The 15,163-nt window shown below is 44.4% G+C and carries 20 protein-coding genes; 18 read left to right on the top strand and 2 right to left on the bottom strand.

What is annotated here, in order from left to right; translation table 11 throughout:
• The first annotated feature begins 7 nt into the window (after positions 1-7).
• The 13 genes from AC3E9V_RS16565 to AC3E9V_RS16505 all read left to right on the top strand — a co-directional run bounded on the left by AC3E9V_RS16565 (position 8) and on the right by AC3E9V_RS16505 (position 10,266).
• A complete protein-coding gene (locus AC3E9V_RS16565) occupies positions 8-523 on the top strand; it encodes a flavodoxin (RefSeq protein ID WP_488749253.1) in 516 nt (171 codons plus the stop codon).
• Positions 524-662: 139 nt separating this feature from the next.
• On the top strand, positions 663-1,073 hold the full coding sequence (locus AC3E9V_RS16560) for a SoxR reducing system RseC family protein (protein ID WP_488749252.1): 411 nt from the start codon (positions 663-665) through the stop codon (positions 1,071-1,073).
• Complete coding sequence (locus tag AC3E9V_RS16555) at positions 1,066-2,004, top strand: RnfABCDGE type electron transport complex subunit B (protein WP_488749251.1); 939 nt, start codon at positions 1,066-1,068, stop codon at positions 2,002-2,004. The genes AC3E9V_RS16560 and AC3E9V_RS16555 overlap by 8 nt, the downstream gene beginning before the upstream one ends.
• Positions 1,988-3,334: an electron transport complex subunit RsxC gene (gene rsxC, locus AC3E9V_RS16550; RefSeq protein WP_488749250.1), complete on the top strand. Its 1,347-nt coding sequence runs from the start codon at positions 1,988-1,990 to the stop codon at positions 3,332-3,334. The genes AC3E9V_RS16555 and rsxC overlap by 17 nt, the downstream gene beginning before the upstream one ends.
• A complete protein-coding gene (locus AC3E9V_RS16545) occupies positions 3,331-4,320 on the top strand; it encodes an RnfABCDGE type electron transport complex subunit D (protein ID WP_488749249.1) in 990 nt (329 codons plus the stop codon). Before rsxC ends, AC3E9V_RS16545 begins: the two co-directional genes overlap by 4 nt.
• Positions 4,317-4,970 (top strand): RnfABCDGE type electron transport complex subunit G, encoded by a 654-nt coding sequence (locus AC3E9V_RS16540; protein ID WP_488749248.1) that lies wholly within the window; start codon positions 4,317-4,319, stop codon positions 4,968-4,970. The genes AC3E9V_RS16545 and AC3E9V_RS16540 overlap by 4 nt, the downstream gene beginning before the upstream one ends.
• Entirely contained in the window at positions 4,948-5,547 is a 600-nt protein-coding gene (locus AC3E9V_RS16535; RefSeq protein WP_488749247.1) for an RnfABCDGE type electron transport complex subunit E, read from the top strand. Before AC3E9V_RS16540 ends, AC3E9V_RS16535 begins: the two co-directional genes overlap by 23 nt.
• 2 nt (positions 5,548-5,549) lie before the next feature.
• The gene (gene rsxA, locus AC3E9V_RS16530; RefSeq protein WP_488749246.1) at positions 5,550-6,125 is read left to right on the top strand and encodes an electron transport complex subunit RsxA; all 576 of its coding nucleotides are present in this window, start codon (positions 5,550-5,552) and stop codon (positions 6,123-6,125) included.
• Positions 6,126-6,349: 224 nt separating this feature from the next.
• On the top strand, positions 6,350-6,514 hold the full coding sequence (locus tag AC3E9V_RS16525) for a hypothetical protein (RefSeq protein WP_488749245.1): 165 nt from the start codon (positions 6,350-6,352) through the stop codon (positions 6,512-6,514).
• Between the two features lie 119 nt (positions 6,515-6,633).
• Positions 6,634-6,861 (top strand): DUF433 domain-containing protein, encoded by a 228-nt coding sequence (locus AC3E9V_RS16520; protein WP_488749244.1) that lies wholly within the window; start codon positions 6,634-6,636, stop codon positions 6,859-6,861.
• 12 nt (positions 6,862-6,873) lie between these two features.
• Positions 6,874-7,227, top strand: coding sequence for a DUF5615 family PIN-like protein (locus AC3E9V_RS16515; protein ID WP_488749243.1), 354 nt, complete (start codon positions 6,874-6,876; stop codon positions 7,225-7,227).
• 567 nt (positions 7,228-7,794) lie between these two features.
• Positions 7,795-8,883 (top strand): hypothetical protein, encoded by a 1,089-nt coding sequence (locus tag AC3E9V_RS16510; RefSeq protein ID WP_488749242.1) that lies wholly within the window; start codon positions 7,795-7,797, stop codon positions 8,881-8,883.
• 138 nt (positions 8,884-9,021) lie between these two features.
• Positions 9,022-10,266: a hypothetical protein gene (locus tag AC3E9V_RS16505; RefSeq protein WP_488749241.1), complete on the top strand. Its 1,245-nt coding sequence runs from the start codon at positions 9,022-9,024 to the stop codon at positions 10,264-10,266.
• Positions 10,267-10,354: 88 nt separating this feature from the next.
• Here AC3E9V_RS16505 and ltrA read toward each other — a convergent pair whose 3' ends face one another.
• Positions 10,355-11,635, bottom strand: a complete 1,281-nt coding sequence (gene ltrA / locus AC3E9V_RS16500) for a group II intron reverse transcriptase/maturase (RefSeq protein ID WP_488749240.1) — start codon at positions 11,633-11,635, stop codon at positions 10,355-10,357.
• A 93-nt stretch (positions 11,636-11,728) separates the two neighbouring features.
• A complete protein-coding gene (locus AC3E9V_RS16495; RefSeq protein ID WP_488748835.1) occupies positions 11,729-11,881 on the bottom strand; it encodes a hypothetical protein in 153 nt (50 codons plus the stop codon).
• A 408-nt stretch (positions 11,882-12,289) separates the two neighbouring features.
• Here AC3E9V_RS16495 and AC3E9V_RS16490 point away from each other — a divergent pair, with 408 nt between their 5' ends.
• The 5 genes from AC3E9V_RS16490 to AC3E9V_RS16470 all read left to right on the top strand — a co-directional run bounded on the left by AC3E9V_RS16490 (position 12,290) and on the right by AC3E9V_RS16470 (position 14,834).
• Complete coding sequence (locus AC3E9V_RS16490) at positions 12,290-13,102, top strand: SDR family NAD(P)-dependent oxidoreductase (RefSeq protein WP_488749239.1); 813 nt, start codon at positions 12,290-12,292, stop codon at positions 13,100-13,102.
• 228 nt (positions 13,103-13,330) lie between these two features.
• Positions 13,331-13,573, top strand: coding sequence for a DUF433 domain-containing protein (locus AC3E9V_RS16485; protein WP_488749238.1), 243 nt, complete (start codon positions 13,331-13,333; stop codon positions 13,571-13,573).
• Entirely contained in the window at positions 13,557-13,880 is a 324-nt protein-coding gene (locus AC3E9V_RS16480; protein ID WP_488749237.1) for a DUF5615 family PIN-like protein, read from the top strand. The genes AC3E9V_RS16485 and AC3E9V_RS16480 overlap by 17 nt, the downstream gene beginning before the upstream one ends.
• Before the next feature lie 398 nt (positions 13,881-14,278).
• Positions 14,279-14,557, top strand: a complete 279-nt coding sequence (locus tag AC3E9V_RS16475; protein ID WP_488749236.1) for a type II toxin-antitoxin system RelE/ParE family toxin — start codon at positions 14,279-14,281, stop codon at positions 14,555-14,557.
• A complete protein-coding gene (locus tag AC3E9V_RS16470) occupies positions 14,547-14,834 on the top strand; it encodes an addiction module antidote protein (protein WP_488749235.1) in 288 nt (95 codons plus the stop codon). Before AC3E9V_RS16475 ends, AC3E9V_RS16470 begins: the two co-directional genes overlap by 11 nt.
• Positions 14,835-15,163 lie beyond the last annotated feature (329 nt).

Genomic DNA, 15,163 nt, shown 5'->3' with positions numbered 1-15,163 from the left:
AACAATTATGGCAAAGATTGGAATCTTTTATGGGTCTACTGAAGGTAATACCGAACGAGTTGCAACCCAGATACAGGAAGAATTTGGAGGGGAGGATGTAGTCGCCCTTCATAATGTAAACTCCGCCACGGCAGATGATATGTCAGCATATGACTACCTGATCCTCGCCTGCCCAACATGGGATATAGGAGAGCTGCAGGAAGACTGGGATACATTCCTTGATGAACTGGAGGATGTTGATTTTAATGGTAAAATGGTGACCTATCTGGGTTTGGGTGATGCCGACGGATATCCTGACACCTTCATCGATGCTCCGGGGCTTATACACGAACATATCGCGGATTCCGGGGCAAAGTTTGTCGGGTTCTGGCCGACTGACGGATATGATTTTGAAGAGTCAAAAAGCATCGTGGACGGCAAGTTTTTAGGGCTGGTGATCGATGATGATAATCAAAAAGACCTGACGCCCGGCCGAGTCAAAGAATGGGTGAAACAGCTTAAGGAAGAAGGTTTTGGAGCTTAGGAATGAATCGAGGGGTTTACAAAAAATACCTTTATTCCTCTCTTTAGGGAGGTGTAGGAGGGTGTTTTGAGACAAATGATTTTTTGTAAATCCATTCAATCAATATTGGTATGATACTAGAAAGAAGACTCCCAAGATCATGGTAGCGGTAGAAGAAAAAGCGCATACTGGTGTGGTGACAAACCTTATCGGTGACAAGGCTGTCATTCATTTGCTGGTGCCAGAGTCCTGCCATAGTTGTGGCATGAAGGACTTCTGCAATGCAGAAGATGAGGACCGTACGCGTTTCGTAGTGCCAAATGATCGCTTTGAGATTGGAGATTCGGTGATCCTGGAAGTTGGAACTAAAACAGGTTTTATGGCTGTCTTTTGGGCGTATCTGATGCCTTTTCTGCTGATAATACTATCATTGATCTTTGGAACATTATTTGCCCTTTCCGAAGGCTTTTCGGCCATTATGGCTTTGAGTTTACTTGTGCTGTACTACCCACTTTTAGCTCGGTTTGGAAAAAGATTCAGGTTTCATCTTAAAGTGACTAAGCATGAGTAATGAAGTTCTCTATACCGTTATTTTGCTGGTTTCTCTGGGAGCACTGGCTGCCTTGATCCTTTATTTCGTTTCCAAACGATTCTATGTAAGAGAAGATCCCCGTGGTGAAGAGATCATGGATGCTCTACCCAACACCAACTGTGGTGGTTGTGGATTCCCGGGATGTAGTGCATTTAAGGACGTCTTGCTAAATGCCGATGATCTGGAGCCTTATCATTGTCCGGTGGGTGGAAATGAAGTCATGAAAGAGGTTGCTGAGATCCTGGGAAAAGAGGTTACAGAGAAAGATCCATTTGTGGCAGTGATTCGCTGCTCCGGTTCTTTTGATACGCGTAAACAAACCTCCATTTATGACGGAGCGGCAAACTGCACTATTGCCTCACAACTTTACAGCGGAGATCATGGATGTGCTTATGGCTGTGTAGGTCTGGGTGAGTGTGTAGATGCATGTGATTTTGATGCCATGTATATGGATGAAGTCACAGGTCTGCCGGTAGTGATTGAGGATAAATGCACTGCGTGCAATGCCTGTGTGACGGCTTGTCCAAAGGATATCGTAGAGCTTTGGCCCGTTGGCAGGAAACATCAACGCATCTATGTAGCCTGTAAAAATGAGGAGCGTTCCGGCGTGGCCAGGCAGGAGTGCTCTGTGGCCTGTACGGGTTGTGCCAAATGTGTGGAGGAGTGTAAGCAGGAAGCAATCACTGTCGAAAATAATCTGGCGACCATAGATTGGGAAAAATGTAATCTGTGTAGGAAATGCGTGGTGGTTTGCGATTCGCATTCTATCAAAGCTGACAACGTACCAGTGGAAAGTCTTGAAAAACTGATGGAGATCCGTGCTAAACGAATGGCACGGGAAAAAGAAGCAAAGGCTGCAGCCAAAGAATCTTCTAAAGAAAAGGTGAACGAAGATGTTGAGTCAAAGTAATCAAATAAAGACCTTTCATAAAGGTGGAGTTCATCCCGAGGATAACAAGCTTTCGGCTCACGCCCGCATTGAAGATCTTCCTTTACCTAAAAGTGTTGTTATACCCATTTACCAGCAAATAGGCGCTCCTCCAAAAATAGTGGTAGAGCGAGGTGATCAGGTAAAGGTGGGACAGGTCATTGCTGTTCACGAAGGGTTTGTCTCAGCTAATATTCATTCTTCCGTTTCAGGAAAAGTTGGGAAAATTGATACAGTGATGGATAGCAGCGGCTATAAGCATCTGGCCATCAACATCCGGGTAAAGGGAGATGAGTGGATGGAAACCATCGATCGTAGTGATGATCTGATTGAATACATCACTGACAGCCCAAAAGTGATCCTAGAAAAGATCATGGAAGCAGGTATTGTAGGTCAGGGAGGAGCAGCTTTTCCGAGCCATGTCAAGCTTTCTGTTCCGGCAGGAAAATCTGTGGATACCTTGATCATAAATGGGGTGGAGTGTGAGCCTTACCTTACCGCTGACCACCGCGTGATGCTGGAGAAGCCTTATGAGATCATTGTAGGGACAGAGATATTGATGAAGGTTCTTGGTGTTAAAAAAGCGATCATTGCCATTGAGAATAACAAGCAGGATGCCGTTGATCTTTTAACATCTGCTACGGAGGATTATCCGCACATTACGGTTCAGCCGCTAAAAGTTCTATATCCACAGGGTGGTGAGCGGCAGTTGATTGAGGCGGTTTTAGGTAGGGAAGTACCTTCAGGAGGGTTACCTCATGATGTGGGAGCGATCGTTCACAATGTAGGAACAACCTACTCCATCTACCAGGCCGTACAAAAAAACCAACCCATGATACAGCGAGTGGTGACCGTAACCGGTAAATCACTTAAGAAGCCCTCCAATTTTATGGTCAGGATCGGGACTCCTGTTGCTGAACTGGTGGCAGCAGCCGGAGGTATACCAGAGGATACAGGTAAGATTATCATTGGTGGGCCAATGATGGGAAAAGCTATTGTGGACCTGGACGTACCTGTGACCAAAGCAACATCCGGAATTTTGATGGTTCCGGAAATGATTTCCAAACGAGCTGAAGAGTATAACTGTATCCGCTGCGGAAAATGTATTGAAGTATGTCCTATGGGGCTGGAACCGTATCAGCTTGTTTTAATAGCGAAGGGCAAAAATACTGATCCTTCCAAAGCTGAAAATATTTTTGATTGTATGGAATGCGGCTCATGTTCGTTCATTTGTCCTTCCAATCGCCCAATACTGGATTATATCAGATTTGGCAAGTCCAGGATCAAAAAAGCAAAACCTGTAAAACAATGAGCACTTCGTTACTCACCGTATCACCCTCGCCTCACGTGCACCATGAGCTTACAGTACCACAAATCATGAAGGGGGTGGTGGTGGCTATGCTTCCGGCCCTTGGTTTCTCGATCTATGTTTTTGGGCTGAATGCGCTCTTTGTTACCCTGATTGCTGTTTTCAGCTGCTTGCTGATAGAAAATCTGATCAGTATTTACCTCCTGAAAGAACGGTCCAGCATAGTGGATTATTCGGCAGTTATTACCGGAATGCTCCTGGCTTTTAACCTGCCCTCTAACCTGCCCTGGTATCTGATCATTTTAGGAAGTGTAGTAGCCATTGGTATCGGTAAGATGAGCTTTGGAGGACTGGGTAACAATCCGTTTAATCCGGCTTTGGTAGGTCGGGTATTCCTTTTGATCTCTTTTCCTGTGCAAATGACAAGCTGGCCTGCAGTAGGTCAGGTGGATGGAGTAACAGGGGCCACAGCCCTGGGAGTATTAAAAGACGGGCTAAAACAAGGGGAGACAGTGAGTACCCTGATGGATAGCGTTCCTGAGTATTGGGAACTGTTCTTTGGCTTTCAAGGCGGGTCACTTGGTGAGATGTCTGGCTTTGCTCTGCTTCTTGGTTTGCTCTTCATGTTATATAGAAAGATCGTCACCTGGCACATTCCCGTATCTATGGTTTTGACGGTGTTTTTACTGACTGGCTTGTTTTGGTTAGTGGATCCGGGACGCTATGCAGATCCTGTGTTTCATGTCCTGACCGGAGGTGTTTTGCTGGGTGCCATTTTTATGGCCACAGATTATGTTACATCTCCTTTTACGCATAGAGGGATGTTGATTTTTGGAGTGGGCATAGGGGTGATTACCGTCATGATCAGGCTGTTTGGCAGCTATCCTGAAGGGGTGTCTTTCGCCATCCTGATCATGAATGCTATGGTACCCCTCATTAACCAATATACCCGACCAGTAAAGTATGGAGCTAAAACCGTGGAGCCATGAATCAGAAGGAATCCACATTTTTAAATATGTTTATAACACTGGTTATGGTAACCGGGGTGGCAGCGCTTTCGCTCGGATTTGTACATCAGTGGACAAAGGGTCCGATAGAGAAAGCCCGGGAAGAGAAGCAGAAACGGGCCATTGAGTCCGTGGTAGGTGATTATGACAATAACCCTTTGACAGATGCCTATGAAGTTTGCCGGGAATCCGGAGAAGGACGCAGGCACCGGTATCGAAGAAGGGCTAACTGCCAGCACGAACATGAAGATCGTTCGGAAATACTGACTTTTTATCCCGCCTCTGTTAACCAGGAAACGCAGGTGACTGCCATCAGCGCTTTTTCAGAAAATGGCTATAGCGGACGCATCGAGCTGATGGTAGGCATTGATAAAAGTGGGGTGATCCGAAACATCGAGGTGATCAGCCACAAGGAAACTCCCGGACTTGGTTCAAAGATCAGGGAGGAGAAATTTATTAGTCAGTTTATTGGGAAGACCGTACCGGACTTTGACTTGCGAGTGAAAAAGGATGGCGGAGATGTGGATGCCATTTCCGGAGCTACGATTTCTTCACGGGCCTTTTCCGAGGCTGTGCAGCAGGCGATTGACGCATTTAACCAGACCAAAGATGAAAAACCAAACGAGCCTTAAGGAAACCTTCAGCAGAGGGTTGTTGAAGGAAAATCCCGTTTTCGTACTTCTTTTGGGCCTTTGTCCCACTTTGGGCGTGACCACTTCAGCCATTAATGGTTTGGGCATGGGCCTGGCGACATTGTTTGTTTTGCTGATGTCTAATACGGTGATTTCGCTCATTCGAAATCTGATCCCCAGAAAAGTCCGGATTCCGGCTTTTATTGTGGTCATCGCTTCATTTGTGACGGTCGTGGACCTGGTCATGGCGGGATATACACCGGCACTTCATGAAGAGCTGGGCCTTTTCATCCCGCTGATAGTGGTAAACTGCATCGTTTTGGGCCGTGCGGAAGCCTTTGCTTCAAAACACACATTGCTGTTCTCCACCATTGATGGTTTGGGAATGGGAGTAGGGTTTACGTTTGCCCTTGTTCTGCTGGGCGGTGTGAGAGAGCTGCTGGGCAACTTTTCCATCTTCGGGTTTAAGTTCGTTGAAGCAGACGGAATGATCCTGTTTATTCTTGCACCGGGAGCGTTTATTGTCCTGGGGTTTCTGATTGCATTTTTCGAATGGCGAAAACAAAAAACTGCCTGATCATGGAAAACTACCTCATTATTTTTATCTCAGCCATATTCATCAATAACATCGTATTGGCTCGCTTCCTGGGGATCTGTCCGTTTCTGGGTGTTTCAAAAAGTGTATCCACATCCGTGGGAATGGGAGGAGCTGTGCTGTTTGTAATGACAGTGGCTACCCTGGTGACGTTTCTCATCTACCACTATCTGCTTGTACCCCTGAATATTGCGTACCTACAGACCGTGGCTTACATCCTGGTGATTGCTTTCCTGGTTCAGGTGGTAGAGATTGTCCTGAGGAAAGCAAGTCCTGAGTTGTATCAGGCCCTTGGCGTTTTCCTTCCGCTGATCACTACAAACTGTGCCATTTTAGGAGTGGCTATTTTGGTCATTCAGCAGGATTATAACCTCATGGAAAGCGTGGTTTTTGCCATAGCCAATGCCATTGGTTTTACGGTGGCCATCCTTATTTTCTCCAGTTTAAGGGAACACCTGGAAGCTTCAGAATTACCTCCGGCAATGAAAGGCATGCCTGCAGCCTTGATCGTAGCAGGCATTCTGAGCATGGCTTTTATGGGCTTTGCCGGGTTGGTTTGACTGCTTGCTCAGAGTATCCGGAAAGGGGCTGATTTGTTCAGGATTTGAGGCGCTTGCGTACGAAGGCACCAGTGACCTAGCCAACAGGTCTACCCATATGGCTATCAATGGTTTCAGTCAAACTAAAAATCCATTAGATTTGGAATGATGTATGTCGGCTATGTGCAAGAAATGCATAATGTGCTGTGGTGCAGACTCATACAGACAAGCCAATCCGCAAATAAATGATAGATCTGGAAAACAAAACAGCAGTAATAACAGGGGCAGCCAGTGGGCTCGGTGAGGCACTGGCTGCTGAATTTCACAGACAAGGCTGCCGCTTAGCGCTTATTTTCCCCTGGACTGTGACTCACAGGCCGGAATATCACAAAGTGGGAGAGTATGGATGAGAAAAATACAAACGCGTTACAAACGCGCTCGAACGGGGTGAGCACAAACTGCTAGCTTGGCGTTAGAGAGCACGATCTCCAGATCAACATTTCCTACTAATTCTTCGTAACTTTGATATATGGAATGGCGAGAACATGTAATATCCGATAACAAAGTGCTTTTAGGCAAGCCAACGGTCAAGGGAACCAGAATTTCTGTTGAACACATTATTGGCCTTCTTGCTCAAGGTTGGACGGAACAACAGATTCTTGAGAACTACCCTCGCCTGACTACTGAATCTTTGCAAGCCGTATTCTCATACATCCAGGAGTGTATGAAAGACGGACTTCTTTACTCGAACGCATAACGAACGTCAACCTTGAAATTTCTAGCGAACGAAAATGTTCCGATTTCGAGTGTCAACTATTTGAAATCTAAAGGTTTTGATATCACTTCAATTGGAGTTGACGATCCCGGAACTTCAGATGAAGAGGTCATGAAGATTGCGATTGATCAAGATCGAACGATCATAACATACGACAGTGATTACGGCGAACTCATTTTCAAACACGGTTTCAAACCGAACGCTGGTGTCATTTTTATCAGGCAACAACCAACTGAACCTCTAGAAACTGCGAAGATCATGGAACAACTAACTTCCAACTTCAAATTAACTGTTGAACGGACTCTAACGGTGGTGGATTCGAACTCGCTGAGACAGAAGAGATACTAAAAAATCGCTCTCTAAAAAACGCTCATCGGGCATATGCCTTATTGAAATTGCCCCCAGCCTGTGACCACAAGCCGGAATATCACTAGGTGGGAGAGTATGGATGGGATAAATACGAGCGCATTACAAACGCGCTCGAACGGAGCTTATGATCCCTTGTTGAAACTCATATAGTCTTAGCCGAAGGCTATGGGGTCCCAGCTGATGGTTATGGAGTCCTGGTTGAAAGCTATGGGGTCCCAGCTGATGGTTATGGAGTCCTGGTTGAAAGCTATGGAGTACTAGTTGATGGTCATGGAGCCTTAGCTGAAGGTTATGGAGTTGGAGTCATTGCCTATGGAGTAAGAGTTGAAGGTTATGGGGTACGGGTCATTGCCTATGGAGTAAGAGTTAAAGATTATGGGGTACGGGTCATTGCCTACGTAGTAAGAGTTGGAAGTTATGGAGTATGGGTTCAGTCAAACTAAAAATCCATTAGATTTGGAATGATGTATGTCGGCTATGTGCAACGGATGTTGCGTATAGACAATTGTTATGATCAATTCACTCCCATTTTAAAATCCTATAATAATGAAAAAGAAACTCCTATTGATTTTTGCTCTGACCCTTTCAATGTCTCTAAACGCTCAAGTGACGGATACTGGAACTGATGTTGGAATTGGAACTTCACAGCCACAAGACAAACTCCACATTTTCAAAAGGAGCTTACCGAATGGCCAAATCAATGACGTTCTTCGAATCCAAGCAAACACCGACGGAGATAGACAAACCGGCTTTGGTGCCAGAATTAATTTCTCTCTCAATAAATTTGGGAACGTTGCGGGCGGAACAGGCTCAACTTTAGGTGCCATTAGTGTCTATGATGCAAATAATGAATCAAGCTTCGGAACTATGGCATTTGCCACGAAAGAACGCTATGATAAACCTCTAGAGAACAAAATGTGGTTAGATCGTTTTGGGAATTTAGGTGTTGGGACTGATCAGCCACAAGATAAGCTTCATGTTTTCAAAAGGAGCTTACCAAACGGTCAAATCAATGACGTTCTTCGAATTCAGGCCAACACTGACGGAGATCGCCAAACCGGTTTTGGAGCTAGAATTAATTTCTCTCTTAACAAATTTGGGAATGTTGCAAGTGGAACGGGCTCAACTTTAGGTGCCATTAGTGTCTATGATGCAAATAATGAATCAAGCTTCGGAACTATGGCATTTGCCACGAAAGAACGCTATGATAAGCCATTAGAAAATAAGATGTGGTTAGATCGATTTGGCAACTTAGGTATTGGCACAGAAGATACCTTTGGTTATAGACTGGCAGTGAATGGCACTATTGGAGCAACAGAAGTCAAGGTTGAAAACACAAGTGATTGGCCAGACTTTGTTTTTGAGAAAAACTATGAACTCCGAACTCTTGAAGAAGTAGAGGAACATATAGGCGAAAACGGACACCTCCCGGAAATCCCGAGTCAAACCGACGTAACCGAAAACGGAATCAACTTAGGAGAAATGGATGCAAAACTTCTGATGAAGATTGAGGAACTAACGCTTTACATGATAGATATGAACAAGCAGATGAAAACTCAGGCGACCGAAATCGAACAACTGAAGATGGAGAACTCCAAGCTGAAAAATGAGGTCTCTGCCCTGAAAAACGAATAAAAAGATCATAACAAAATGTATAGTGAATGCGCTTACGAGCTATTTTTAGATTTCAGAGAAAGTCGATTCTTTGGAGGATTTGGAAAGTATGAGCGCACTCACCATACATAGGCGTTATGATAATTAACTATATACAAAATGAAAAAGTTAGCTCTAATACTCGGAATAATTCTCCCAACAATATCGATGGCTCAATATGATGTTAATGGAGATTACAAAATAAGTGGGGATGTAGGGATCGGTACCAGTGCTCCTCAAAGTAAATTACATCTGTACCGAGATGCAACAATTGGAAGTTTTCCGAACCCAAACCTTAATCAGTCCACATTAAAAATTGAAGATTTATCTACGAGTCTCTATTTAGATGGGAATGCCGTGATTGCAGATTTACCCAGTGGTAAGTTCTCAATTGGTACTACCGGAAGCTCCAATTTAGTGTTTGGAACAAACAGCAAAGAAAGGATGATTGTCGACCCTTTAGGTAATGTTGTTATTGGAACTGGAAGCTCATCAGACGGCAGATTGCATTTGAAGAGAGGTACAACAATTGGAAGTTTTCCGAACCCAAACCTTAATCAGTCCACATTAAAAATTGAAGATTTATCTACGAGTCTCTATTTAGATGGGAATGCCGTGATTGCAGATTTACCCAGTGGTAAGTTCTCAATTGGTACTACCGGAAGCTCCAATTTAGTGTTTGGAACAAACAGCAAAGAAAGGATGATTGTCGACCCTTTAGGTAATGTTGTTATTGGAACTGGAAGCTCATCAGACGGCAGATTGCATTTGAAGAGAGGTACAACGATTGGAAGCTTTCCGAACCCTAACCTTAATCAGTCCACATTAAAAATTGAAGATTTATCTACAAGTCTCTACTTAGACGGGAATGCCATGATTGCAGATTTACCCAGTGGTAAGTTCTCAATTGGAACAACGGGCAATTCAAGCTTGATTTTTGGAACCAATAGTGAAGAAAGAATGATTGTTGATCATGATGGTAATGTTGGAATTGGAGCAACAAACCCAGATCCCAACTTTAAACTTTCTGTTAACGGAGCTATTAGATCCAAGGAGGTTAAAGTCGAAGCTAATTGGCCAGATTTTGTTTTCTATGAAAACTACGAACTTCGAACTCTTGAAGAAGTGGAAAAACATATAGTCGACAAAGGTCATCTCCCCGAAATCCCAAGTGAGAAAGAAGTAGCTCAGAACGGAATCAACTTAGGTGAAATGGATGCCAAACTACTTCAGAAGATAGAGGAACTAACTCTTTACCTTATAGAACAGAACAAGCAAAATCAAGCTCAACAAGAACAGCTTGAAGCTCAGGCGGATTTAATTGAACAACTGAAAAAAGAGGTTATAGCCTTGAAAAACGAATAAAAGATCATAATCGAGTAGACGGCCGTGAGCCATAAGCTCACGGTGCGCCTCTCACACCACCGTACGTACGGGTCTCGTATACGGCGGTTCACTGAATTTCGGGTTGCATCTTATGGTAATAGGAAAGCATCGATTCGTACCCTTTGCGTCTGAGTCGGGGTAAGGTAATAGTCGTGCCAAGAATAGGGCTTTGGGCTACCGCCCAGCCTCCCATGCGAGTACGACTATAGGCATATGCTCTGTCTTTACCCAGTCCCAGACGGATCAGGTTCTTACGTTTCCGCTCAGGTTTCTTCCAGTCATGCCAGATACAATACCGAAGGCGGTTCCTTAGCCACTCATCCAGTGCTTTGAGCTTGGCATGAATGTTCGTCAAGCGAAAATTGTTCACCCAACCTCTCCACACTTCGGCCAGCTTCTGTAACCGCTCATCGAAACTCATTGGTTTGGTCTTTCTGGTCAGATCCTTGAGCTTGCGCTTGAAGGATTGCCATGCACTCTTCTTTACTACAAGTTGGTATTGTCCCCTCGATCCCTTCGTGTATACCGGAACAAATCCATGTCCCAGCAACTCGAAGTTCACCGGTCTGCGTATCCCGCTTTTCTCCCTGTTGATCGGCAGCCTCAACTTATCCCGAAGGAAAATGTAGATGGCATTACCAATCTTCCTGGCTTCTGCTTTTGATCCAGCATAGATGCTGAAATCATCTGCATAGCGGACATACCGCAATTCTCTTTCGACCAGATATTTATCCAATTCATCCAGCAGGATGTTGGATAATATCGGACTGATCGGTGAACCTTGCGGCATACCTTTCCGACGTTTGTGGAGCCTTCCATTAATTGAAATGGGCGCTCTCAGCCACTTTCGGATCAACCGCAGGGTCGTCGGGCATTTTACCTTCTTGTGGATCAGTTGTAACAACACCATGTGGTCTACTTCATCAAAGAATCCTTTCAGGTCTATATCCACAATATCCTGATAGCCATCATTGATGTACTTCAGTGCCTGTGACACTGCCTGTTGGGTATTCTTCTCAGGCCGGAAGCCATAGCTATGGTCTTCAAAATTCAATTCGAATTTTGGGGCAAGTATTTGGCTTACCGCCTGCTGTAGCCATCGGTCCGTTACGGTTGGAATCCCCAGTAATCGGGTCTTTCCATTACCTTTGGGTATCTCTACACCAAGTATAGCAGCAGGTACATAAGTGTGGTTAAGAACAGAGGTCATGATACTGTCCCGGTTGACTTCCAGATACGTTGGAAGCTCCGCAACTGACATCCCATCTATCCCTGCCGAACCCTTATTCCGCAACACCTGCCGGCTAGCTTTGTAGAGGTTCTTTCGCTTAAGTACTTCTGCTATCATAAAACTTACTTCCTTGTCTGCCTAAGGATAGGCTATCTGCCAGTCGGCGGATTCCTACCCGAATTTGGACACAATTCAATGTTCGGCCCTTCCTCAACTTGTGAGTCCTCCATCTGTCTCTGATGGCTCGTGGCTGATGAGTACTATGACCTCTGCTGACTTCTCAGTCTGTAGCTCGTACAGTCCGAGACCTCCCCAGGTAAGGACATATTCCTTCCCCCAATATCCACTGGATCTACATGCCAAGTTCCTGATGGTTTCCCACCCTTTGGACGTCAGTATGATGTGTTACCTCATCCGACTTGACATGCCTCTGTATCCAGTCGCCCGGCGACCCGGTCCTGTTCGTTGGAACCAGGGTTTGCAGTCTCGCTTCCTTCACTCCATGTCTCACGACAAACGAGCTTGCGACTTGCTAATGCTTCGGGACACGACTCCCGCACATAAGGGACTTGGCCTTCTGCCGCACCCTCTGGAATAATTTGGTATCTTTAGATACCAGATGCCCATGCTGGGCACACACAAAATGTATAGTGAATGCGCTTTCGAGCTACTTTCAACTTTCACTGCAACTCGATTCTTTCGAGCTATTGGAAATTGTGAGCGCACTCACCATACATAGACGTTGACGCTCATGAGCCAATCCGCAAATGAATGATAGACCTGGAAAACAAAACAGCAGTAATAACAGGTGCAGCCAGCGGGCTCGGCAAAGCACTGGCTGCTGAATTTCACAGACAAGGATGCCGCTTAGCGCTTATTGACGTAGATTTTGAGGGGCTTGAAAAAGTAAAGAAAGAGCTTGAAACCAACAGACAGATAATTACCATTCATCGAGCGGACATTTCCAATGAAGATAATATCGTTGCGGCAAGATTAGAAATAGTAAGCAATCATGAGCACGTTGATATTTTAGTAAATAATGCGGCAGTTTCTATCAGCCAAAATTTTGAACAGATTGATCTATCGGATTACAGGCATCTTTTTGACGTCAACTTTTGGGGAGTTATATACTGCACCCGCCATTTTCTACCCGACCTGAAAAAACAAAGTGACAGTCGGTTGGTAAACATTATCAGCGACTTTGCTTTTATGGGGTTTCCCGGCAAAACGGCTTACGGATCATCTAAAAGTGCCGTGTTGGGTTTTACTAACTCATTGAAAACCGAACTTGCAGATACAAATGTGAAAGTTTGTTTTGTGGTGCCGCCACCACTTGACACGGGACTTGTAAAAAATGGCGGGCATATTGACGATAAAAAGAGAGAAAATGAAGTAAGGTTTTTAGCGAAAACCGGATCCCCGATTGACAAGACTGCAAAGAGGATAGTCAAGCAGATTAGAAAAGGGAAATATAGAATTATTGTAGGCAGAATGATGTTTGGGCTAGATCTTATTGCAAGACTATTTCCAACCTTATTGCATCGCTTAATTGGAAAAAATAAAAAGCGATTTGACTTTGTGTGACAGCAGAGCCCGAACCGGTTACCCTTTCCCGGTGATCCTGCCTAACTTTCCCAGCCAGTGACTCACGGGCAAGAATATCACAAGGTGGGGGAGTATGGATGGGATAAATACGAACAGGTTACTCCGAAGGAGTCCCTTTGGGACAAATGCGTTCGAACTGGTAAATTTTTCGATTTCAACCTTCTCAAATGCATATCATTAAAGCAACTATTTACGTATCTTTGTGTAATGAGCAACATCGGAGGACATATAACAGTGGATCCAGACATCCAGAACGGTCAACCGGTTTTTACCGGAACTCGTGTGCCGGTGCAGACACTTTTTTGGCATTTGGAGAAGGGGATCACCATAGAGGAATTCCTGGAGGATTTTCCAAGTGTAACCAAGGAACAAGCAATTGGAGTACTTGAGATTGCTAACAAAATTGTGAACTCTGCACAGCTGGACAAAATTTATGAAACTGTTAATTGACGAAAACCTACCTAAACGCCTCAAAACAGACTTTCCTGAATATGAAATTTTCACTGTAACTGACATGGGCTGGAACAGTAAAAAGAACGGTGAATTACTCAAATTGATGTTAAATGAAGGTTTTGAGGTTTTGCTGACTTTTGACCGTAACCTCCAATACCAACAGAATTTTGCCAAATATCCTATTGCTGTGTTTGTCTTCAATGCCGAAGACAATGCCTATACAACATTAAAACCGCTAGTACCAAAGATTCACCAGCATTTGACCATAGATTTGAAACCTGGCCCAACAGAAATCAAAGCCTGAGTCTAACATGGATACTGATCGGACACATGCTTCCCAAAGCTTCGGAGTGCTTTTACCATAGGCATGCCTTTGGCACTGGAAACTGGTGACTCACAAGCCGGAATATCACAGGTTAGGGGAGTATGGATGAGATAAATACGAACTGGTTACTCCGAAGGAGTCAGTCCCTTTGGGACAAACGCGTTCGAACCATATCTGAAATATATTGACCATAGTGACTATTGGAACGTTTATCATATCAAGTTTGGACTTAAGTCCTGGTTCAGTAAACATCATGGTACGTTTTGGAAGGAATTGACGGAGGAATTAATCAAGGTATAAAAGAGACTTTCGAAAGTTACGATTCAACTTTAGTTGGATAACTGTATCCAAGTGAATACATTTGTCGTATTTGACAAGTGGTTAAGCTGAAAGACCAACGAGCCAAAGCCAAAATTCTATTCAGAATCCAACGAATTGAAGAGCAGGGGAATTTTGGAGATTGTGAACCTGTTGGACAGGGAATTAGTGAACTGCGAATTCACTATGCAAAAGGATACCGAGTCTATTTGAAAGAATACGATGGTAGAATTGTGCTTCTCCTGAACGGTGGAACTAAATCGTCCCAACAGAAGGACATAGAGAAAGCCAAAGATTTATGGTCGAACTATAAAGACAAACTTGAAGATGGCAACTAAAGAGATAACAAAATTTGACATTGCGGAATATCTGGAAGATGATGCAATGATTGTGGAGTATTTGAACACGGTACTTGAAGAAGGGGATGCAGAGGATATCAAAACTGCTCTTGGACATGTGGCTAAAGCAAGAGGAATGTCAAAAATTGCTGAGGAAACTGGATTGAGTAGACCAAGTTTGTATAAAGCTCTATCGCGCGGTTCAAAACCTCAATTTGACACTATTCTTAAAGTACTGAGAGCTGTAGGCGGCAACTTAAACATTCCAACTGCTTAACTGAAAATACGACTCACAAACACTAACATGAAAAAATAAAAAGCGATTTGACTTTGTGTGACAGCAGAGCCCGAACCGGTAACTCCTTTCCCCGGTGATCCTGCCCATCTTTACCCCGCCTGTCACTCACAGGCAAGAATATCACAAGCTTGGGGAGTATGGATGGGATAAATACGAACCCGCGCTCGAACGGGGGTAGGTCCACACTAATATGGCTATTAATGGTTTCAGTCAAACTAAAAATCCATTAGATTTGGAATGATGTATGTCGGCTATGTGCAACAGGTGTTGCATATGGACGGTTGTTGTAGCCAATTGGCGAAACTGCT

The organism is Marinoscillum sp. HNIBRBA16962, assembly GCF_057801515.1.
The sequence above is the reverse complement of the archived record's forward strand: the minus strand, read 5'-3'. Positions and strand labels throughout refer to the sequence as shown.